The 18,543-nt window shown below is 67.0% G+C and carries 19 protein-coding genes and 1 pseudogene; 11 read left to right on the top strand and 9 right to left on the bottom strand.

Going from position 1 to position 18,543, the window contains the following annotated elements; genetic code table 11:
- Positions 1–16: 16 nt before the first annotated feature.
- Entirely contained in the window at positions 17–976 is a 960-nt protein-coding gene (gene arsS / locus F467_RS0110765; protein WP_018138411.1) for an arsenosugar biosynthesis radical SAM (seleno)protein ArsS, read from the bottom strand.
- A gap of 114 nt (positions 977–1,090) precedes the next feature.
- Here arsS and F467_RS0110760 point away from each other — a divergent pair, with 114 nt between their 5' ends.
- Positions 1,091–2,065, top strand: coding sequence for an arsenic resistance protein (locus F467_RS0110760; RefSeq protein ID WP_018138412.1), 975 nt, complete (start codon positions 1,091–1,093; stop codon positions 2,063–2,065).
- 29 nt (positions 2,066–2,094) lie between these two features.
- Here the strand turns inward: F467_RS0110760 and F467_RS0110755 are convergent, their stop codons facing one another.
- The 3 genes from F467_RS0110755 to sohB form a co-directional block, all read right to left on the bottom strand.
- A complete protein-coding gene (locus F467_RS0110755) occupies positions 2,095–3,426 on the bottom strand; it encodes an ethylbenzene dehydrogenase-related protein (RefSeq protein ID WP_018138413.1) in 1,332 nt (443 codons plus the stop codon).
- 118 nt (positions 3,427–3,544) lie between these two features.
- A complete protein-coding gene (locus tag F467_RS0110750; protein ID WP_018138414.1) occupies positions 3,545–4,045 on the bottom strand; it encodes a DsrE family protein in 501 nt (166 codons plus the stop codon).
- A 62-nt stretch (positions 4,046–4,107) separates the two neighbouring features.
- On the bottom strand, positions 4,108–5,190 hold the full coding sequence (gene sohB, locus F467_RS0110745) for a protease SohB (RefSeq protein WP_018138415.1): 1,083 nt from the start codon (positions 5,188–5,190) through the stop codon (positions 4,108–4,110).
- Between the two features lie 50 nt (positions 5,191–5,240).
- Between sohB and F467_RS0110740 the strand changes: the two genes are divergently transcribed.
- From F467_RS0110740 to F467_RS0110725, 4 genes are all read left to right on the top strand, one after another.
- Positions 5,241–5,630, top strand: a complete 390-nt coding sequence (locus tag F467_RS0110740; protein ID WP_017925307.1) for a hypothetical protein — start codon at positions 5,241–5,243, stop codon at positions 5,628–5,630.
- Between the two features lie 129 nt (positions 5,631–5,759).
- On the top strand, positions 5,760–6,662 hold the full coding sequence (locus F467_RS0110735; protein WP_255349323.1) for a LysR family transcriptional regulator: 903 nt from the start codon (positions 5,760–5,762) through the stop codon (positions 6,660–6,662).
- 89 nt (positions 6,663–6,751) lie between these two features.
- Positions 6,752–8,536: an N-acetylglutaminylglutamine amidotransferase gene (locus F467_RS0110730; RefSeq protein WP_018138417.1), complete on the top strand. Its 1,785-nt coding sequence runs from the start codon at positions 6,752–6,754 to the stop codon at positions 8,534–8,536.
- Positions 8,537–8,543: 7 nt separating this feature from the next.
- Positions 8,544–8,969 carry a DUF488 domain-containing protein gene (locus F467_RS0110725; protein ID WP_018138418.1) on the top strand — a complete coding sequence of 142 codons (426 nt, stop codon included), beginning with the start codon at positions 8,544–8,546 and terminating at the stop codon, positions 8,967–8,969.
- A gap of 4 nt (positions 8,970–8,973) precedes the next feature.
- Here the strand turns inward: F467_RS0110725 and moaB are convergent, their stop codons facing one another.
- A complete protein-coding gene (gene moaB / locus F467_RS0110720; RefSeq protein WP_018138419.1) occupies positions 8,974–9,510 on the bottom strand; it encodes a molybdenum cofactor biosynthesis protein B in 537 nt (178 codons plus the stop codon).
- A gap of 98 nt (positions 9,511–9,608) precedes the next feature.
- Here moaB and rluB point away from each other — a divergent pair, with 98 nt between their 5' ends.
- Genes rluB through F467_RS0110705 form a run of 3 tightly spaced genes read left to right on the top strand, consistent with a single transcriptional unit; the run spans position 9,609 to position 12,426 of the window.
- Positions 9,609–10,565, top strand: a complete 957-nt coding sequence (rluB, locus tag F467_RS0110715; protein WP_018138420.1) for a 23S rRNA pseudouridine(2605) synthase RluB — start codon at positions 9,609–9,611, stop codon at positions 10,563–10,565.
- Positions 10,565–11,215, top strand: coding sequence for an endonuclease III domain-containing protein (locus tag F467_RS0110710; protein ID WP_018138421.1), 651 nt, complete (start codon positions 10,565–10,567; stop codon positions 11,213–11,215). Before rluB ends, F467_RS0110710 begins: the two co-directional genes overlap by 1 nt.
- A 5-nt stretch (positions 11,216–11,220) precedes the next feature.
- On the top strand, positions 11,221–12,426 hold the full coding sequence (locus F467_RS0110705; protein ID WP_018138422.1) for an MFS transporter: 1,206 nt from the start codon (positions 11,221–11,223) through the stop codon (positions 12,424–12,426).
- A gap of 24 nt (positions 12,427–12,450) precedes the next feature.
- Here the strand turns inward: F467_RS0110705 and F467_RS0110700 are convergent, their stop codons facing one another.
- From F467_RS0110700 to F467_RS0110685, 4 genes and pseudogenes are all read right to left on the bottom strand, one after another.
- Complete coding sequence (locus F467_RS0110700) at positions 12,451–15,105, bottom strand: diguanylate cyclase (protein WP_018138423.1); 2,655 nt, start codon at positions 15,103–15,105, stop codon at positions 12,451–12,453.
- A 154-nt stretch (positions 15,106–15,259) separates the two neighbouring features.
- Positions 15,260–15,850, bottom strand: a pseudogene (locus F467_RS0110695) (hemerythrin domain-containing protein); the annotation flags it as partial.
- 255 nt (positions 15,851–16,105) lie between these two features.
- Entirely contained in the window at positions 16,106–16,246 is a 141-nt protein-coding gene (locus tag F467_RS13690; RefSeq protein WP_018137746.1) for a DUF2249 domain-containing protein, read from the bottom strand.
- Positions 16,239–16,796, bottom strand: a complete 558-nt coding sequence (locus F467_RS0110685; RefSeq protein ID WP_018137747.1) for a hemerythrin domain-containing protein — start codon at positions 16,794–16,796, stop codon at positions 16,239–16,241. The genes F467_RS13690 and F467_RS0110685 overlap by 8 nt, the downstream gene beginning before the upstream one ends.
- A gap of 167 nt (positions 16,797–16,963) precedes the next feature.
- Here F467_RS0110685 and F467_RS0110680 point away from each other — a divergent pair, with 167 nt between their 5' ends.
- From F467_RS0110680 to F467_RS0110670, 3 genes are read left to right on the top strand one after another with little or no spacing between them, the layout of a single operon-like run.
- The gene (locus tag F467_RS0110680) at positions 16,964–17,362 is read left to right on the top strand and encodes a hypothetical protein (protein WP_018137748.1); all 399 of its coding nucleotides are present in this window, start codon (positions 16,964–16,966) and stop codon (positions 17,360–17,362) included.
- The gene (locus F467_RS0110675) at positions 17,362–17,814 is read left to right on the top strand and encodes a glycine cleavage system protein H (RefSeq protein ID WP_012983113.1); all 453 of its coding nucleotides are present in this window, start codon (positions 17,362–17,364) and stop codon (positions 17,812–17,814) included. The genes F467_RS0110680 and F467_RS0110675 overlap by 1 nt, the downstream gene beginning before the upstream one ends.
- Before the next feature lie 12 nt (positions 17,815–17,826).
- Positions 17,827–18,495: a thioredoxin family protein gene (locus F467_RS0110670; RefSeq protein WP_018137749.1), complete on the top strand. Its 669-nt coding sequence runs from the start codon at positions 17,827–17,829 to the stop codon at positions 18,493–18,495.
- Positions 18,496–18,543 lie beyond the last annotated feature (48 nt).

Below are 18,543 nucleotides of genomic sequence, written 5' to 3'. Positions count from 1 at the left end.
CACCGCTCCGTTACCTTTACAGCGCCCCGCCGCAGCTGGAGCCCTGGCCGGCCGTGCACCCGTAGCAATGGTCGCCGACCGCGATCGGTGCCTGCGCCAGGTGCTCTGGCGTCAGCTCGCCGATGTACACGCGACGGCCCCGACCGGCCCCCAGGGGCAACTCCAGCATCTGGTTGAAGTCGCAGTCGTGCACGTACCCCTGCCAGTCGACCGAGACGAGTGTCCGACACATGACGGCTGCGAGGTTAGACGACTGATAGGCGTTTCGCAGTGTCTGCATGTACGTGTTGTAACGGCCTTCCCGCGCAAGAGTCTTGGCGAAGCGGTGGATCGGCATGTTGGTGATCGTGAACAGCGCGTTGAAGCGGATGCCGTATTCGCGCTCGAGATGCTCGTGATAGGCGGCCTCCAGTTCGGCCTGTGGCGGCGGCAGGCTGGGGCCCTGCGGGTTGTACACCAGATTGAGGCGGAGCCCGCTGCCGGGGTCGCCGTAGCCCAGGGCATTGAGCTGCTTCAGGCCGGCGAGGCTTCGCTCGAACACGCCGTCGCCTCGCTGGGCATCGACATTCTCTTCCAGATAGCAGGGGAGCGAGGCCACGATCTCGACGCCCTGTTCGGCCAGAAAAGCTGCCAGATCTTCCTGCCCGGGTTCACCGAGGATGGTCAGGTTGCAGCGATCCATCACGTGTATCCCGCGCTGGCGGGCGGCGCGGACCAGGTCGCGAAAGCCGGGATTCAGTTCCGGGGCGCCACCGGTCAGGTCCAGGGTCTGGACGTCGCAGCGATCGCAGCAGGCGAGCAGTTCGTCGATCACCTCTGGCGGCATGATCTCGCGCCGGTTCGGCCCGGCGTTCACATGGCAGTGAAAGCAGGTCTGGTTGCAGACATAGCCGAGGTTGGCCTGCAGGGTCTCCAGCCGCGCCCGGGTCAGGGGCGGGAAATCGTGGTAGGCCACCAAAGGCTCCTGCTGGATCATCACATCCCCTGCACGGTGCGGATACGTACGCAAAGCAACACCCTAAGCCTGACCGGTCGCGGCGCCGCCGACAACGAAGCCGGACGGCGGGTGGGGTTCTGATACCGTAGCGGGATGCTGGAACGTCTTCAGGTCTGGGTCTATCTCGCCGCGATTGTGCTGGGGCTCGTCCTGGCCAGCCTCTGGCCGGGGCTTGGCGAGGGGCTGACCGCCTGGGTATGGATCGCGCTCGGGCTGTTGCTGTTTGTCACCTTTGCGCAGATCCCCTGGGAGGCGATCCGGCTCGCCTTTAACGATCGCCGCTTCCTGGTGGCCGCACTGGTGGGGAACTTCGTGCTGGTGCCGCTGTTGCTGATCGCCCTGCTGCCGTTGGCCCCGGACGACCCGGCGATACGGCTGGGCATCCTGCTCGTGCTGCTGATGCCCTGCACCGACTGGTTCATTGCCTTTGCCCGCCAGGGCGGGGGCGATAGTGCGCGTGCCGCGGCCTTTGCGCCGGTGAGTCTTGCGGCGCAATTCCTGATGCTGCCGGTGTACCTGGCCCTCATCCTGGGGCCGGGCGAGACCGTGGGCCTTATGTCGCCGACCGTGTTCGCCGCGGCGGCGCTGCTGATCGGGCTGCCGCTGTCGGCGGCCGTTCTGCTGGAGCAGGCGCTCAGGGTGCGGGGGCGTGTGCAGGTCTGGCAGAACCGCTTCGGGGTCGCCACCGTTCCGCTGCTGGCGCTGGTGGTGGGGCTGATCGCGCTGGCGGAGGCCCCGGTGGTGTTCGAGGGCGGGCGGGAGCTGCTGGGGGTGATCCCGGTGTACCTGCTGTTTCTGGTCGGGGCGGCCGCACTGGCATGGGCCCTGGCCCGGGTATTCGCCCTGCCCATTGAGCAGGGGCGCACACTGGCGTTCAGCCTGGGTACGCGCAACTCGTTTGTCGTGCTGCCGGTGGCGCTGGCACTGCCGGAGGCCCTGCACGCGGCCGTCATGGTCATCGTGCTGCAGTCGCTGGTCGAGCTGTTCGGGATGCTCGGCTACCTGCGCTGGATGCCGCGCCTGTTCCCCGCCCCGCAGGCACCCTCGGAACCATCCGGGTCGAGCTGACGATCAGTCCTGGGGAGACATTGGTCCCCCTAGTTCTCCAGCTGACGCAGTTCGTGCTCGATGATCAGGTCCGCGAGGCCCTCCGGATCGTGGGCGTCAAGCACGCCCAGGTCGCCATCACGCACGAGCGGGCCGCCGGCCCCGTGCGCGTCGCTGTGCAGCTGCTGGTAGGTCATCTGTCCGGGATAGAACACCGGGACCTCGGTCCATTCGAGGTCGGCGTCGTCCAGGTGTCCGTCCGTGTACTGGGCTTCGATGTCGGCCTCGCCATTGTCCAGCCCCAGCGTCAGGGGCAGCGAGACCAGATGCCAGCGGGCCCCGGTGCCGTTGTGCACGGCGAAGGCGACGTTGTAGGTATTGCCCTGTTCAAGTGCCTTGCTGTCGCGTGAGTCCGGGGCGTCGAGCGAGCGGGTCAACGCGATGCGCCAGGCCCCGTCCTGGTAGCCGCCCGAGGCCTCGATCGCGCCGCGGCTGCCACCGGGCTCGCGCAGGAAGCGCTGGGGCAGGGTGTCGCCCTCCTGCCAGTCATAGTCGGGGTCAAACGCGACCGAGTTATTTTCCGACAGGAAGTAGGGGTCGTTCTGGCCATATTCGCCCGCGACCAGGCGCTCCCAGTCGAGGGCCGGGGCGCCCACCTGGTCGGGGTCGAACATATAGGCGGGCTGCTCGGTGTCGTCGTCCCAGTTGGTGGTGAACATGCTGTCGCCCTCGGAGGCGAGGCGGTAGTGCAGCACATAGCCGTTATCCGCGTACCCCATCGGGTGGCTGCGGTGGGCCCGCCATTGCCACAGGTCGAGGAATTCGCCGTTCTCGCGCATCGCCTCGAGCTCGTCATCATCGCGGATGGCGTCCCAGGAGACATCTTCCGGGTCATCGGTCTCGCGGGTCTGCGGCAGGTATTTGCGCACATCGCTGCGGCCCATCGCTTCGCCCAGCTTGGGGTGTTCGCGCACGTCGTCGCGATCCACCTCCGAGCTCAGGCTGCGCATGCCTTCGTGTGCCGTCATCCAGCCACCAAGGCGCATGAAGTCGTCGACCGAGCCGTCGTCCAGCATCATCGAGATGCGGTCTTCGTACAGGCCGTGCTCGTCCGGCTCCGGGCCGCCGGAGCCGTAGCGCACCCATTCGCCATCCTCGTAGCGCCAGTACTGGTGATACCAGCTGGGGCTGTTGGTTTCGTACTCGTAGTGAATCCGGATGCGGTCCCCGTTGTAGACTGCTGCCACGCGCAACACGCCCTGGCTGTCCTCGGCCCCTGGGATGTAGACATTCTGATCAGGGTCGCTCTTCCGCGGTTCGTCGGCCAGAACCAGGGTGGGGCCGGTGGCTGCGATCAGGAGGGCAAGCAGACGTCGTTTCATGAGCGGGGATTCCTTGGGGTGCTATCGATGGGGCGTAGGGAGGCTTGCTCGGGGCAGCCATTGAAGGGGCGTTAACAGGCAGACACGAGGGTTCTGGCGTCTGCCTGCAGGCGGGGCCTCACTGCATCAGCAGGTAGCCCTCGTGCTGCAGTTCGATGATCTCGGCGTCGGCCATGGGCACCAGGTTCACAAAGCCGTGGACGTCTTCGTGGTCGATGCCGCGCAGCCGGGCGGAGGCCTCACACATGCGGAACTCGATGACGCCGCCTTCACTGAGGGACTTGGCGCGACGCATGGTTTCCTCGCGCTCCTCGAACTGGTCGCGCGTGAAGAACGGGACCTCGCGGCCATGCAAAACCAGCACGATGTGGGCCTCGAACGGATCGGACTCGTAGACGTTGTTCAGCATGCTGACGCGATCGAGCACCATGTTCAGCTCGTCTTCGGTATCCACATAGACGTCGTAGACCACCTTTCGTGGCTCGTATTCGCGGTCCATCATCTCGGCCGAGCCCCAGGGCATCTTGTCGTCCGCACTGCCCGCCAGCGGCAACGCGAACAGGGCAATGCCGGCAAGCAGGCAGAGCAAAAAAGCAGGGGTGCGGGAGCGATGTTGCATGGTCGTGTCCTCCGGGTCGGTTCTTGATGTTGGACGACTGGGGGTGGGCGCTTCTTCCCCGGTTATAGCCGTTCATGAGGAGCGCTGCCGCGCAGCGCACGCTCGACGATGGATTCCATCGCCAGCGTGACGCGTCGGCTCAGGCGCTGCGGGCGCGTATAGGTAATCTCGAACAGGTCGGCCTCGCGGCTGGTCTCCAGCAGCAGATCATCGCTGGTTCGCAGTTCATCGGCCAGGCCCAGGTCGTGTGCCTGTTCGCCGTACCAGTGCTCGCCGGTTGCCACTTTCTCCAGGTCCAGGGATGGGCGGTAGCGGGAAAGAAACGTCTTGAACTGGTCGTGCGCCTCGTCCAGCTGCTCGCGGAACTTGCGCCGGCCCTCGTCCGTGTTCTCCCCGAGTACGGTCAGGGTGCGCTTGTACTCACCGGCGGTCAGCAGTTCGACATCGATGTCATGACGCTCCAGCCAGCGGTGGAGGTTCGGAATCTGGGCTACGACCCCGATCGACCCCAGCACCGCGAAGGGTGCCGCCACAATGCGGTTTGCCACCGCGGCCATCATGTACCCGCCGCTGGCCGCGACACGATCCACCGCGACGGTCAGGTCCAGTCCCTGGTCGCGCAGGCGGGCCAGTTGCGAGGCGGCCAGGCCGTACGACGGGACGAGCCCGCCCGGGCTTTCCAGACATACGATCACCCGGTCCTGCTCGGGGCGGGCGAGGGTCAGGATTGCGGTGACCTCCTCGCGCAGGCTGTCGACGCTGGAGGCGCGGATGTCGCCGTTGAAGTGCAGCACATACACCCTGGGCCGTTCCTGTTCGCCGGAATCCGGGCCGGGGTGTTCGGTCGGGGTTTCCGGCTTTGGCGCTTCGGTGGATTCGCCTTCGCCGGGCGAGGAATCGCTGCCGCGCCATCCCAGCTTCTTGCGCAGCCGGGCCCGCCAGGTCGCGCTTCCCTCGACCGCGTGGCGAATGGTTTTCTCCATGCGGCGATAGCGATCGTTCAGCTTGCGTACCGTCAGGCGGTCCGGCCGCCTCTCGCGGCTCTTGGCGACCACCCCCGCCGCGGCGCTCACGAAGATCAGCACCACTACGAGGGCGGTCACGAGTTTGGCGAAGAACAGCCCGTATTCCTGTAACAATTCCATCCGTGTCGTCCTGTTCCGTCGGCCGGCTTTCGGCATGCCATAATGCCAGCATGAGGATCGAAAGCGACGAAGACCCCCGTAGTGCAGGACTGTTTCCCGGGCGTGAGGGTTCCGCCAGCGCGACCCCGCCGGAACCGATTATTCATGCGGGGTACGCCACCCTGAGCCTGCGTCAGATCGACGAATGGAACGGAGTGCCCAAGGGCACGGCCTTTCGCCTGTTCAAGGCGCAAAAGGACCAGCTGCGCGAGGGACAGGACTTTTTCTACATTCCCGAGGGCAAGGACCCGGAGCTGACCGAGACCCTGCGCATGGATGGCCGGATCTACCCCTCCACGGTCCATCTGCTGCTGATGACCACGACCGCCTGCGCGCGGATGCGCGAGGAATGGCATCGGCGTATCCACAAGACCGGCTGCGGGTGCCCCGAGGAACACTAAGATGAATCGGGCGGCGTTTGGTTCGATGCTGTGTGCTGAGAAGCCGCGGCAGTGGCGGTGCAGCCTGTCACCAGAACGGGGCCGCCGCGTCCTGGCGTGGACTCCTGGATGCCGACGTAGGCGGGTCCATTGATCCGCGTCTCCCTGGAGCAATGGCGCATGTTGCAGGCGGTGGTGGCCGCCGGCGGTTTTGCTCGTGCCGCGGAACAAGTTCACAAGAGCCCCTCCAGTGTGAATCATGCGGTGCAGAAGCTGGAAGAGCGCCTGGGCGTCGAGGTCTTCGAAGTCCAGGGCCGCAAGGCGGTGCTGACCCCGGCGGGCGAGGCGCTGCTGCGCCGTGCCGAGCACCTGCTGGAGGAGGCCGCCGAGATCGAGGCCCTGGCCGGTGCGCTCGCCGCCGGTGTGGAGTCCGAGGTGCGGCTGGCGGTGGACCAGATCTTGCCGCGGGGCCCGGTGATCCAGGCGCTGGAGCGCTTTTCCCGTGCCTATCCGGCCACGCGTGTCCAGCTGGAGGAGGTCGTCCTGAGCGGCGGCCCGGAACTCCTGCGCGAAGGCCGGGTGGATATCCTGATCGCGCCGGAGCTGCCGGGCGGTTATCTGGGTGTCTGGCTGGCGGATCAGGTCATGGTCTGCGTGGCACACCCGGGACATCCGCTGGCCGACGGCCAGCGGCTGACACGGCGGGACCTGCAGGCGCAGCGCCAGATCGTGGTTCGTGATTCCGGCGAGCAGCAGGCCGGGGAGGGTGGCTGGCTCGAGGCCGACCAGCGCTGGACGGTCTCGCACATGAGTACCGCGCGCGCGATCCTGCGCTCCGGGATCGGCTTCGCCTGGCTGCCGCTGGATCGTATCGCGGAGGATCTTGAGCAGGGGTGTCTGGTCGAATTGAACCTGGAGGCAGGCACGCGCCACGAGGTGCCGTTCTACATGGCGCACGCGGATCGCGACCGCGCCGGGGCCGCCAGCCAGGCCCTGATGGAGGCCCTGGAGGCCGCCTTCGGCGGAAGCTCGTCAGAGCCCCCTGAACGGTAGGAGCCTGCCTGCAGGCGAAGCCCTGCCTGCGCCGGAGAGGAACAAGCCGGCTCCAAAACCAAGCCACCCAACCAGCAAGGAAAGAATCGATGTGCGGGATCGCGGGAGAATTCGTCTGGGGTGAACGGCGCGCCAGTGGCGAGGCCGTGGCGCGCATGCTGCCCTGCCTGGAACGGCGCGGGCCGGATGCCGACGGGCTGTGGGCCTCCGGGCGGGTGGCCCTGGGGCACCGGCGCCTGTCGATCCTGGACCTGTCGCAGCGCGCGCACCAGCCGATGTTCGACCCGGAGACCGGGCTCGCGCTGGTGTTCAACGGCGCGATCTACAACTTCCGTGCCCTGCGCAGCGAGCTGGAGGGCCGCGGCCATCGCTTCTTCTCCACCGGCGATACCGAGGTCATCCTGCGCGGCTATGCCGAGTGGGGCGAGGGCATCGTCGCCCGGCTGCACGGCATGTTTGCCTTTGCGCTGTATGACGGCCACGCCCAGCGCTTGCTGCTGGCGCGCGACCGCATGGGCATCAAGCCGCTGTATCTGGCGCGCGGTGGCGACGGCATCCGCTTCGCCTCCAACACCCAGGCGCTGCTGGCGGCGGGCGACGTGGACACCGAGCTGGATGCCGAGGCGTTGCACATGCTGTTCTCGCTGCACGCGGTGGTGCCCGCGCCGCGTACCGTGCTGCGCGGTATCCGCAAGCTGGAGCCGGGGCATTACCTCAGTATCGATGCGCGTGGGCAGGAGCGACTGCAACGTTACTGGACGCTGTATGCCCACCGCCCGGCCGAGGCCGTGTCCGACGCCGAATGGCAGGAGCGTATCGAGCACAGTCTGCGCAGCGCCGTGCGCAAGCGCCTGGAGGTGGCCGACGTGCCGGTGGGCGTGTTGCTCTCCGGAGGACTGGATTCCTCTCTGCTGGTCGCGCTGGCGATGGAGGAGGGGGCGCAGGACCTGCGTACCTTCACCGTCGGCTTCGAGGACCAGCCGGAGGAGAAGGGATCGGAGTTCGAGTACTCCGATCCGGTCGCCGAGCGCTACGCCACCGACCATCAGGCCACGCTGATCCCCAACGACCAGGTGCTGGCCCGCCTGCCGGAGGCGGTGGGGGCGATGGCCGAGCCGATGTTCGGCCAGGATGCGGTGGCCTTCTACCTGCTCTCGGAACAGGTCTCGCAGCATGTGAAAGTGGTGCAGTCCGGCCAGGGCGCGGACGAGGTCTTCGGCGGCTACTTCTGGTACCCGCAGATGGCCGAGGACCGCCACGGCGACTGGGTGGAACGCTTCCGCCGCCACTACTTCGACCGCGACCACCCCGAGATGGCCGAGATGCTGCGCCACCCGCCGGCGAACGACGTGACCGGCGACTGGCTGCGCGAGCAGTTCGCCGAACTCGAGACCGACCGCGCGGATTCCTTCATCGACGCGGTGCTGGCGCTGGATGTGACCACGCTGATCGTGGACGACCCGGTCAAGCGCGTGGACAACATGACCATGGCCTTCGGCCTGGAGGCGCGGGTCCCGTTCCTGGATCACGAGCTGGTGGAGACCGCCGCCGCGATGCCGCCGCACCTGAAGCTGGGCGACGGCGGCAAGGACGTGCTGCGCCGCATCGCCCGCGGGCGCCTGCCGGACGCGGTGCTGGACCGGCCCAAGGGCTACTTCCCGGTGCCGGCACTCAAATACGTGCGCGGCGACTTCCTCGAGTTCATGCGCGACATCCTGACCTCGCGCGCCTCGCGCGAGCGCGGGCTGTACCAGCCGGCCTACATCGACAAGCTGCTGGACGCCCCGGATCAGTACTTCACCCGCATCCAGGGTTCCAAGCTGTGGCATGCGGCCCTGCTCGAATACTGGCTGCAGACCCACGTGGATCGGTAAGCGCCGCATGGAACGGGTGCGGATCCGGCGCGTCTACGATCCGGTCGGGCCCGACGACGGGTGTCGTGTGCTGGTTGATCGCCTCTGGCCGCGGGGGATAAAGAAATCCACACTCGCACTGGATGCCTGGGAAAAGGCCATCGCGCCGTCCCTGGAGCTGCGCCGCTGGTTCGGTCATGACCCGGGGCGCTGGCGCGATTTCTGCCGCCGTTACCAAGCGGAACTGGGGGCGGCCCCCGAGGCCTGGGGCCGGCTACTGGGGTACGCCGGCCGTGGCCGCCTGACCCTGCTGACGGCCACGCGGGACGTGGAGCACAGCCACGCGGCGGTGTTGCGAGATCTCCTCAATGCCGAGAGGGCCGAGGAGGAGCACACCGGCGAACGTGTTTCGCCGGTGTGCTTCGCGCCTGACGAGCCCGGGACGGGGGGGTAATCGCTCAGGACTCCTTCAGGCGCGGCATCAGCATGGTCAGGTTGCAGGGCATGGTGCGGTCGTCCAGCTGGGCCTGGATGATGCGGTCCCAGGCGGTGCGGCAGGCGCCGGTGGAGCCCGGCAGCACGAAGACGTAGGTGCCGTTGGCCACGCCCGACAGCGCGCGGGATTGCAGGCTGGAGGTGCCGATCTCCTCAAAGGAGAGCATGCGGAACAGCTCGCCGAAGCCCTCGATGGTCTTGTCCAGTAGCACCGAGGCGGCCTCCGGGGTGCCGTCGCGGCCCGTGATGCCGGTGCCGCCGGTGGTTAGCACCGCGTCGATCTCCGGATCCGCAATCCAGCGCGAGAGTTCGGCACGGATCGCATAGATGTCGTCCCGGACCACGCGGCGCTCGGCCAGCCGGTGCCCTGCGCCCTCCAGCCGCTCCACCAGGGCATCGCCGGAGCGGTCCTCGGCCAGGGTTCGGCTGTCGGATACCGTGAGGACGGCGATGTTCAGCGGGGTCTGGACGGGGGTGGTTTCCGGGGTCTTCGCGCTCATGGGCAACGTCCTGTTGGTGTATCGTGAGCGCCCATCATAATGAATGCGGGTCCGGTCGCGGCAATGCGGCCGGATCGAGACGTCTGGAGTCAGCAGGAATGTCGGAGCGGGTACAAAAGGTCCTGGCGGCGCGCGGCCTCGGTTCGCGGCGCGAGATCGAGGGCTGGATCGAGCGCGGCGAGGTGAAGGTCAACCAGCGCACGGCGAAGCTGGGCGATCAGGTCGGGCCGAATGACGTGATCCGCGTGCGCGGCCGCGTGATCCACATGGCGGAGCATGCGCATCGCTGGCTCGTGTATCACAAGCCGGTCGGCGAGATCTGCAGTCGCAGCGACCCCGAGGGCCGCAAGCCGGTGTTCGCCAGCCTGCCGCGCCTGAAGGGGCAGCGCTGGGTCGCGGTCGGGCGTCTCGACCTGAATACCTCGGGACTGCTGCTGTTCACCACCGATGGCGAACTGGCGAACCGCCTGATGCACCCCAGTCATTCGCTGGAGCGCGAGTATGCGGTGCGGGTGCTGGGCGAGGTCCCCGACGATACGCGGCGCATGCTGCTGGAAGGGGTCGAGCTGGAGGATGGTCCCGCGCGCTTCGATGTCCTGGAAGAGCGTGGCGGCGACGGCGCCAACCACTGGTTTCATGTCGTGGTCAGCGAGGGCCGCAACCGTCTGGTGCGCCGCCTGTGGGACGCCGTAGGTGTGACCGTGAGCCGGCTGATCCGGGTGCGCTACGGACCGGTGGTGCTCGGGCGCGGTCTGAAGACGGGCGCTTCGCGCGATCTGGAGGTGCGCGAGGTCGAGGCCCTGTACGAGGCAGTCGAGCTGCCCGTGCCGGAGTCCATTCGCGAGCGGGGTCGGCGCCGCGGGCCGGGCCGCAACACCCGGCCCGCGCGCGGCAAGCGGGGCAAGTCGGGCGGGCGCGTACGCGAAGCGGATCGCTGGAGCTCCACCAAGCCGGGGAGCGGCCCCGGCAAGGGCGGCAAGACCGGGCGTTCGGGGCCAGGAGGTTCCGGGCGCAAGGGTGGGCCGCGCAAGCCGGGTGGTCGGGCGCGTTCCTGATGTCGTTGCGGGTGGCCGAAGTGCGGCAGCGCCTGCAGGGCGCCTACGGCGACCTGCAGTGGTGGCCGGCGGAGTCGGCGTTCGAGGTCATGGTGGGCGCGGTGCTCACGCAGAACACCAGCTGGACCAATGTCGAACGCGCAATCGCGAATCTGCGCGAGGCCGATGTGCTGGACCCGGAAGCCCTGCTGGAGCTCCCGCACGAGACCCTGGCCGAACACATCCGCCCGAGCGGCTACTTCAACGTGAAGGCCGACCGTCTGCGGCACCTGCTGCGCTTTCTGGAACAGCACGGCGGGGTGGAAGCCCTGGCCCGCATGGAGACCGAGGCCCTGCGCTCGGCCCTTCTGGGCGTCAAGGGCGTGGGGCCGGAGACGGCGGACGACATCGTGCTGTACGCCTTCGAACGGCCGGTGTTCGTGGTCGATGCCTACACCCGGCGACTGTTCGAACGGCTGGACCTGCCGCATGCGCGCGGCGCCTACGACGACCTGCGGGCCTGGGTGGAGTCGGAGCTGGGGCCGGATGCGCAGGCCTTCAATGATCTGCATGCCTTGATTGTGGAACACGGCAAGCAGCGCTGCCGTCCGAAACCGCTTTGTCAGGGATGCCCCCTGAGCGACGCCTGTCCCGGCCGCGTGGTGGATTAGAACTCGTGCAGGCAGGCCGCTTCGCGGGGCTGCTGCACCGCCATCCCCTGGCGGTGATCGTGATCGCTCAGCTCTTTGCGACCTCGCTGTGGTTCAGCGTGAACGGGGTCGGGCTGTCCCTGCAGCAGGAACTGGGCTGGACGGCGACCGAGATCGGCTGGCTGACGATGGCGACGCAGCTGGGGTTCATCATCGGCACCCTGGTGGCGGCCGCGACCGGCCTGGCCGACCGGGTGCGTGCCAGTCGCCTGTTCATGGTGTCCGCGCTATTGGGGGCGCTGGTCAATGCCGGGTTTATCCTGTTGGCCGGCGTCTGGGAGATGGCGCTGGTGGTGCGCTTTGTCGTCGGGCTGTGTCTGGCCGGGGTGTATCCGCTGGGCATGAAGCTGGTGATCAGCTGGACGCCGCAGCACAAGGGCTGGGCCCTGTCCTGGCTGCTCGGGATGCTCACGCTGGGAACGGCGCTTCCTCATCTCCTGCGGGGCGTGACCCTCGATCTGGTCTGGCCGGTGCCGATGATGCTGGCCTCCGTGCTGGCGGTGGCGGCCGCCTGGATGATCGCGCGCCTGGGCGACGGCCCGCATCTGCCGCCGCCGGGGCGCACACCGGGGCTGGGCAAGGGCTTTCGTGCATTGGGCGGGCGTGATTTTCGTGCGGTGGCCGGCGGTTACTTCGGCCATTGCTGGGAGCTGTATGCCTTCTGGACCCTGGTCCCTCTGCTGGTGGCGCATGAGCTGACCCGTCTGGATGCCCCCGCCGGGCTGGTACCCTGGCTGGCCTTCGCGGTGATCGGGCTGGGCGCGGTGGGCTGTGTCTGGGGTGGCCGGCTGAGCCGCCGACTGGGGAGCCTGCGTGTCGCGCGGGTGGCGCTCGCCACATCCGGGCTGGTGTGCCTGTTGTATCCGTTGCTGGCGGGGCTGGCGCCGTGGCTGCTTCTGGGTCTGTTGGCCCTCTGGGGGCTGACGGTGATCGCGGATTCGCCCCAGTTCTCCGCGCTGGCCGCGGAGAGTGCGCCACAGGATGCGGTGGGTTCCGCCCTGAGCGTGATGAATGCCATCGGCTTTGCGCTCACCCTGCCTTCGATCCTGGTGACCGCCTGGCTGTGGGATGACCTGGGGCTGTGGGTGGTGTGGCTGTTGTTGCCCGGCCCCGCGCTCGGCTTGTGGGCGCTCAGCCGGCTGTCGGGCCCACGGGGCGCCGGGAGAGGCTGACGCTTTCAGCCCCGCCCGGATGGGTTATGTGTCCCCGGCCACAAGCCGGTCGCGCCCCTGGGCCTTCGCGCGATACAGGCGATCATCGGCCCGATCGATCAGGGCTTCGGGCGTGAGGTGCTCCGGGGCACACTCGTCGGACCAGGCCAGGCCGGCGCTGACCGTGAAGGCCAGCGATTCGCCCTCGAACCGTGTGTCGAGTTCGCGGGTGGCCTGCAGCAGGCGCTCGATCGCGGTAATGGCGGCCTCGTGATCGACATGGCTGAGCACCACGATGAATTCCTCGCCGCCAAAACGAGCGACAATGTCGAAGACCCGGTGCTGGCGCCGCAGCAGATCACCGAAGTTGCGCAGCACCTCGTCGCCGGCCAGGTGCCCATGGGTGTCATTGAGGGCCTTGAAATGGTCCAGATCCAGGATCGCCAGGGCAAAGTGTTCGCCGTGGCGGCGCCAGGCCTCGATCTGTTCGCGCAGGCGCTCCATCAGGTAGCGGCGGTTGTACAGGCCGGTCAACGGGTCGGTGATCCCCAGATCGCGTAGCTGGATCTCCAGGTGGTTGCGCTGCAGTGCCTCCGAGATCAGGTTGCCGAGCACCAGCAGCAGTTCATCCTGATCCTTGCGCCAGGTGCGTGGGCGCAGCATGTCCATCCCGACGAAGCCGGTGACCTGCTGCCCAGTCAGGATGGGTACGCAGATCAGGGTCTTGACCCCTTGTTGCCGGAACAGCCCGCGCTCGGTGGCCGCTTCCTTCGGGAGGTCGTCCACAGAGGGGATGACCACGGGTGTGCGCTGTTCGAGCATCTCCAGCATGCGTGCACGCCACCAGGGCAGTTCCTTGAGGTCTACATCCCGCAGCTGATCCATTACGGAGAACACGCCGGGGGCACACCATTCGTGGGTGTTGTCCATATTCTCGCCATCCGCCGACAACTCGAACAGATAACAGCGGTCGCCCGCGAAAAAGCGCCCGATATCGGCCAGCGCGGCATCCAGGCGCTCGTCCATCAAGTCGGCGCTGGCGGTTACAAAGTCCGAGGACAGGTGTGCCAGCATCGCATTGAAACGCGCCTGATACTGAAGCTCGTCGTGCATGCGGCGGCGATCGGTAATGTCTCGGGCGACACCCACATAGCCCGTGATCTCGCCCGTCGCGCTGCGGATCGGGGCGCCGCTCGAGACGTGCCAGCGCCATTCCCCTTCTTGATGCCGGATGCGGTACTCGATTTCCTGCTCGTTTTTCTCGGAGCGGATGGTGCGCTGGAGGAAGCGGCCGAATTCCTCGCGGTCGTCCCGATGGACGTAGTCGGTGATGGGGGTTCCGGTCGCCTCTTCGGCGGCATAACCCAGCACTCGTGTCCATTGCGGCGAGACATAGGTGATGACGCCGGCCGGCGTGAGGGTGTAGATGATGTCGCCGATGTTCTCGACCAGCTGGCGGTACTGGGCCTCGCTGGTGCGCAGTTGATCCTCCAGCAGTCGCCGTTCGGTGATGTCGTATATCGTGCCAATGCTGGCCGGGCCGCTTTGCAGCTCCACGCGGCCGGCGGTCAGGTCGACCCAGCGGGTCTCGCCCTCGCCGGTGATGACCTTCATCTCGTAGTGATCCGGCACCTTTTTGCCCGCGATCCGGTCGCGGGCCCGCTGGGTCACGGCCTCGCGCTGTTCCGGGTGGATGATCTCGTAGAAGGGCTGGTTCAGCAGCCAGGATTCGGGGCGCTGAAGGATACGGGAAAGGGCCGGATTGACGGTCTGGAAATGGTCGTCCTGGAGGATGAATACCCCGGCCGCGGCGTGTTCGGTCAGGGTACGGAACAGCTCGCGCTCGTCCTCGAGTTCGGCAGTGCGCTGGCGAACGCGTGTCTCGAGCGCGCGCCGCTGGCGAAGCAGTAATGCGGCATACAGCAACACCGCCAGCAGGCCCAGGCCAATGACGGTTGGGAGCAGCCAGGTGGGGATCACCTCGACCGTATCCGAGTGGATCCAGCGCTGCGTGATCTGGCGCAGCAGTTCGTCATCCAGCTGGGCGATGGCCGTGTTGATTTCGTCCAGCAGTTCCTCGTTACCGTGAGTCACCGCTGCGCGCAGGGGCTGCTCGTAGAGCAGCTCCAGGGGGTGAAACATGCCCGGCTCGCCATGACGGTCCAGCAGATACATCGCGACCGGGTAGTCGCCCACGAAGACATCGATCGTGCCTTCCACCGCGGCGCGCACCATTTGCTCGTTGTTGTCGAAGACCTGCAGCGGGTGTTCGGGGCGTTCGCGCCGCATGAACTCGAGTTCGAAGCTGCCCGACACCACGCCCGCCGGCTTGTGCGCGAGTTCGTCCAGTCGGGCCACGGGCGCGCCGGTGCGGACAAAGGCGAAGGTGCGCAGGGGGAACAGCACGTCGCTGAAGGCCAGTGTTTCTTCGCGTTCGGGAGACCGGATGAGCCCGCCGTGGACATTGGCCTCGCCGTCGCGGACAAGATCCAGGGTGCGCGGCCAGTCGACCAGCCGGAACTCCACCGGGCGGTCGAGCTCGTTTGCGAGTTCCTGCCACAGATCGACCAGCAAACCCCGTGGCTCGCCGCCGTTGTCCGCGAAGGCGAAGGGTGGCCAGGCATGGTCCTGGGAGACGATCAGCGGTTGTGTCGGTTCGTCGGCCTGAACGCTGGCGCCGCAAAGGAGCAGGAGGCCCATTGCCAGAACACTGGCGGGCGATGCGACGAGCCGGCGGCACTCGCGAAGCCATTGGAAAAGGCGGGGGAAGCCGGTAGCGGGGTGGAGTGGTGTCACGTCGTTTCGGGCCGTGTCGATGAGCTATCGTGACACAGTCCTTGCGTATTGCCGACCCCTATCGATTGGGCGTCATGGCGTCATCCCCCAGGTGCTGACGGGCCTTCTCCAGGAGTTCGGCCGCCAGGTCGGGTTCGTGGCGCAGGCGGCGTCCCCAGTTCGGGAAGACGTTTTGCTCCTCGCGACTTTCGTGCTTGGCGAGGGCCCCGGAGATCAGGGCGAAGAAGGGGGCTACCATCCAGGCCTCCTCGACGCCTTCCTGGAACTCGTGTTCCAGCAGCGCGGTTTGTTCCAGGATCTCGTCATGTTCGCGCAGCATGATCGTGACCGGGTCCTGGCTGCCGGCCCCGCGCGAAATTTCCAGTGTCGGGACGATCAGTTCGTTCTCCACATGAACGTGCCGGCGCAGGCCTCCCACGTAGGCCTGGAAGTCGGGTGCTGCACCCTCGAGATCGCCGGCATTGACCTTGTGCAGGGCGCTGGCGAACAGCCGGTCGATGCGCAGGTGGTCGCGCTGCAGCAGATCGACAAGGTCCACGGGCGCGACGTCCTCGCGCCGCTGGACGCGCAGCTTCCACAGGGGCGGGCCGTTCTCCTGCACCTGCCAGTGGATGGCGTGGCGCAACTGCAGGCTGACCGCATCCATTAAGGAAACACTGATCAATGTACACGCTCGCGCTCGAGTCGCTTTTGCGTGCGAACAAGGCGCGGTGACTGCCGTGCAGTCATTCTGCACAAGGGAGCCGCAACGCCGTGCGCGCGCAAAAGCGGCCGAGCCCCTTCGGGGTTGGCACCCCAGGTTCCCCGATCCTGCGTTGCGCCGCTTGCGGGTAGAACCACTACCCGCTGCCCGACGCGCCTTGTCTCGGAAAACCTGGGGTACCAACGCGAGTGTGTACATTGATCAGTGTTTCCTTAACAACTGTGGCTCCTGATCCAGCCAGACGTTGAAGACCTGACCCGGTTGCAGTTCGCGCAGCGTGTAGTAGGCGCGGGTGTGCGCGTGGTCGGCCAGCCCCCGCAGGTCCAGCAGGAAGTCACTCATCGGCGGGTTCCGTGTACGCATCCGGGATGCCGCGCCGGTGCGCCATGGAGCGTCCGATACGGGCGCGTTCCTCGGCGTTGAGCAGGTGTTCAGCCAGCGGCAGTACGGCTTGTTCCTCCAGCTCGAGGTGGGCCCGGTAGCGCTGGATCCAGTCAGTCGCGCCTTCCAGCGGATCTGCGTGCCCGGCCGCAATGTTTTGCAGCGCAGGCTCCAGGGCGTCCCAGCCAGCCTCTAGCTGGGGGTGCTCCGCGCTCAGGCGATCCATCCACTCACCCAGTTGTGGATGGGCCTCGGGGTGGTCGCGGTACGCCTGCAGGATCGGGAACAGATCCTGGTCCTCGTCGGCGTGATGTTGCGGGGCGGCCTGCTCGAAATAGGCCAGCACACGGCGAGCCGCGGATTGGGCCTCCGCGTCGGCCCCGTGCTGCTCGATGTGTCCCGACAGCCGCTCCATTGTGTCGAGGCAGTTCGTGATCCGCCGATGACAGGCTCGCAGGAGCTCGATCGGGCGGTGGAAGCCGGGCGCGGGTTCTTGGAGGTGCAGTTTCATCAATAGGCTCGGATGGCGGGGCAATCGGCGTGTGCTCAGCGCACATGTGGGGCGTACTGTCACTGAATGCGCAAGCGTCCGTGTTGATCTCGATCAATGCATTTACGATGTATCTTATCGTAGTCTAGCCTCGCTGCAGAACAAACAAAAAAGGGAGCAAACGCGACATGCATCCACGCAACCGGATGTTCATCCTGGCCGCGCTGGCCTATGCGCTGCTGGGTGGACTCATCGGCATCGTCTGGCTGGCCCATCCGGGGCTGATCCCCGGCAATGTGCCACGCATCCATGGTCACCTGATGCTGCTCGGCTTTGTCACCATGATGATCTACGGCGTAGGGCTCCACGTACTACCGCGCTTCTCCGGGCGTTCGCTGTTCTCGGAACGGCTGGGGCATGCGCAGTTCGTGCTGGCCAATCTCGGTCTCTGGGTGATGATCGCCGGCTGGATGATGTTCCATAACCCGACTGTTGCGGTCGGCGGGGCGATGGCCTGGGGGGCGATGATCCTGTTCGCGCTGAATATCGCACTCACCGTGCGCCACTACGGCCCGAAGGGGGCGTGATGAGCCATACCGAATACAACGGCTGCGAGTTGCCGGACGACCTGTTCTACGACCTCGACTATGTCTGGGTCCGCCCGGAGGACGACGGGACCTTCACCCTGGGGATCACCGATCCCGCCCAGACCATGGCGGGCCGCGTACAGTACTTCCGCTTTCGCAAGCCCGGTTCGCATCGGGCCGCGGGCAAGCCGGTCGCGCGGCTGGAGTCCGGCAAGTGGGCGGGGGGCATCCCCACGCCCTTCGACGGCACCATTGAGCGCATCAACCCGGCCGTGGAGGCCGACCCCGGGCTGGTGAATGTGGCCCCCTATACCGATGCCTGGGTGGTGGTGATGCGCCCGGACGACCCGCAAAAGGCGCTGGAGCGGCTGCATACAGGGCCCGAAGCCGTCGACGGGCTCAAGCAGTGGATCGACCGCTACGACATCCACTGCATGCGCTGCGCGGACTGAGGGGACGGACTCATGAAGGTGGAACTGCTGGTGTCCGAATGGTGTGCCTCCTGTCACGATGCCGAGCGCATCTGGCGCGAGGTGGCCCAGAAGAAACAGATCGATTTCGCAGTCGTCGACATGGGGCAGCCGGAGGGGCGTCAACTGGCGACCCGGTTGCGCATACGTTCCATCCCGGCCGTGGTCGTGGACGGCGAACTCAAGCACATCGGGCTGCTGGACCGCACGGCCGCGACCGCGCTGGTCGCCGAGGCGCCGGAGCGCACGCAGAAGACTGCACGTCATGTCGGGCTGGGGCTTTCGGCCTCCAGCCGTGCCTCGGTACTGGGCGCCATGATCTGGCTGCTGATCGCGGGTGCCGCCTTGCCGCTGGGCGGCTTCTTCCTGGATGGCGCCGCGCGCCCGGCCGCGCTGCATGGCTTTACGCTCGGGTTCCTTCTGCTCCTGATCATGGGCCTCGGCGAGCACATGCTGCCGCGCTTTACTGGGCACCCGATCGCGGGTGGCTGGCTGTGGGCCTGGACGCCGCAGGTGCTCGTGCATGTCTCGGTGCTGGGCATGGGCTTCGGCTGGCTGCTGGGCGTGCCGATGCTGACCGCCGTCGGTGCGGTGGCCGCGTTTGTCGGGCTTGCGCTGTTTACGCTGCGCATCGCGCCGCTCCTGCTGCGCGCGTCCCTGTGAGGGTCCTGCTTCTGCCGAGGCGGTAGAATGTTGCGCATGGGCCTTCAA

Source organism: Thioalkalivibrio sp. ALJ12, assembly GCF_000378305.1.
Classification (GTDB): Bacteria; Pseudomonadota; Gammaproteobacteria; order Ectothiorhodospirales; family Ectothiorhodospiraceae; genus Thioalkalivibrio.
This window is presented reverse-complemented; position numbering and strand designations above follow the sequence as displayed.

Bases quoted from the DNA above. Each gene is read 5' to 3' on its own strand.
- arsS (WP_018138411.1), bottom strand. From the start codon at position 976: ATGATCCAGCAGGAGCCTTTGGTGGCCTACCACGATTTCCCGCCCCTG.
- F467_RS0110760 (WP_018138412.1), top strand. From the start codon at position 1,091: ATGCTGGAACGTCTTCAGGTCTGGGTCTATCTCGCCGCGATTGTGCTG.
- F467_RS0110755 (WP_018138413.1), bottom strand. From the start codon at position 3,426: ATGAAACGACGTCTGCTTGCCCTCCTGATCGCAGCCACCGGCCCCACC.
- F467_RS0110750 (WP_018138414.1), bottom strand. From the start codon at position 4,045: ATGCAACATCGCTCCCGCACCCCTGCTTTTTTGCTCTGCCTGCTTGCC.
- sohB (WP_018138415.1), bottom strand. From the start codon at position 5,190: ATGGAATTGTTACAGGAATACGGGCTGTTCTTCGCCAAACTCGTGACC.
- F467_RS0110740 (WP_017925307.1), top strand. From the start codon at position 5,241: ATGAGGATCGAAAGCGACGAAGACCCCCGTAGTGCAGGACTGTTTCCC.
- F467_RS0110730 (WP_018138417.1), top strand. From the start codon at position 6,752: ATGTGCGGGATCGCGGGAGAATTCGTCTGGGGTGAACGGCGCGCCAGT.
- F467_RS0110725 (WP_018138418.1), top strand. From the start codon at position 8,544: ATGGAACGGGTGCGGATCCGGCGCGTCTACGATCCGGTCGGGCCCGAC.
- moaB (WP_018138419.1), bottom strand. From the start codon at position 9,510: ATGAGCGCGAAGACCCCGGAAACCACCCCCGTCCAGACCCCGCTGAAC.
- rluB (WP_018138420.1), top strand. From the start codon at position 9,609: ATGTCGGAGCGGGTACAAAAGGTCCTGGCGGCGCGCGGCCTCGGTTCG.
- F467_RS0110710 (WP_018138421.1), top strand. From the start codon at position 10,565: ATGTCGTTGCGGGTGGCCGAAGTGCGGCAGCGCCTGCAGGGCGCCTAC.
- F467_RS0110700 (WP_018138423.1), bottom strand. From the start codon at position 15,105: ATGGGCCTCCTGCTCCTTTGCGGCGCCAGCGTTCAGGCCGACGAACCG.
- F467_RS13690 (WP_018137746.1), bottom strand. From the start codon at position 16,246: ATGAGTGACTTCCTGCTGGACCTGCGGGGGCTGGCCGACCACGCGCAC.
- F467_RS0110685 (WP_018137747.1), bottom strand. From the start codon at position 16,796: ATGAAACTGCACCTCCAAGAACCCGCGCCCGGCTTCCACCGCCCGATC.
- F467_RS0110680 (WP_018137748.1), top strand. From the start codon at position 16,964: ATGCATCCACGCAACCGGATGTTCATCCTGGCCGCGCTGGCCTATGCG.
- F467_RS0110675 (WP_012983113.1), top strand. From the start codon at position 17,362: ATGAGCCATACCGAATACAACGGCTGCGAGTTGCCGGACGACCTGTTC.
- F467_RS0110670 (WP_018137749.1), top strand. From the start codon at position 17,827: ATGAAGGTGGAACTGCTGGTGTCCGAATGGTGTGCCTCCTGTCACGAT.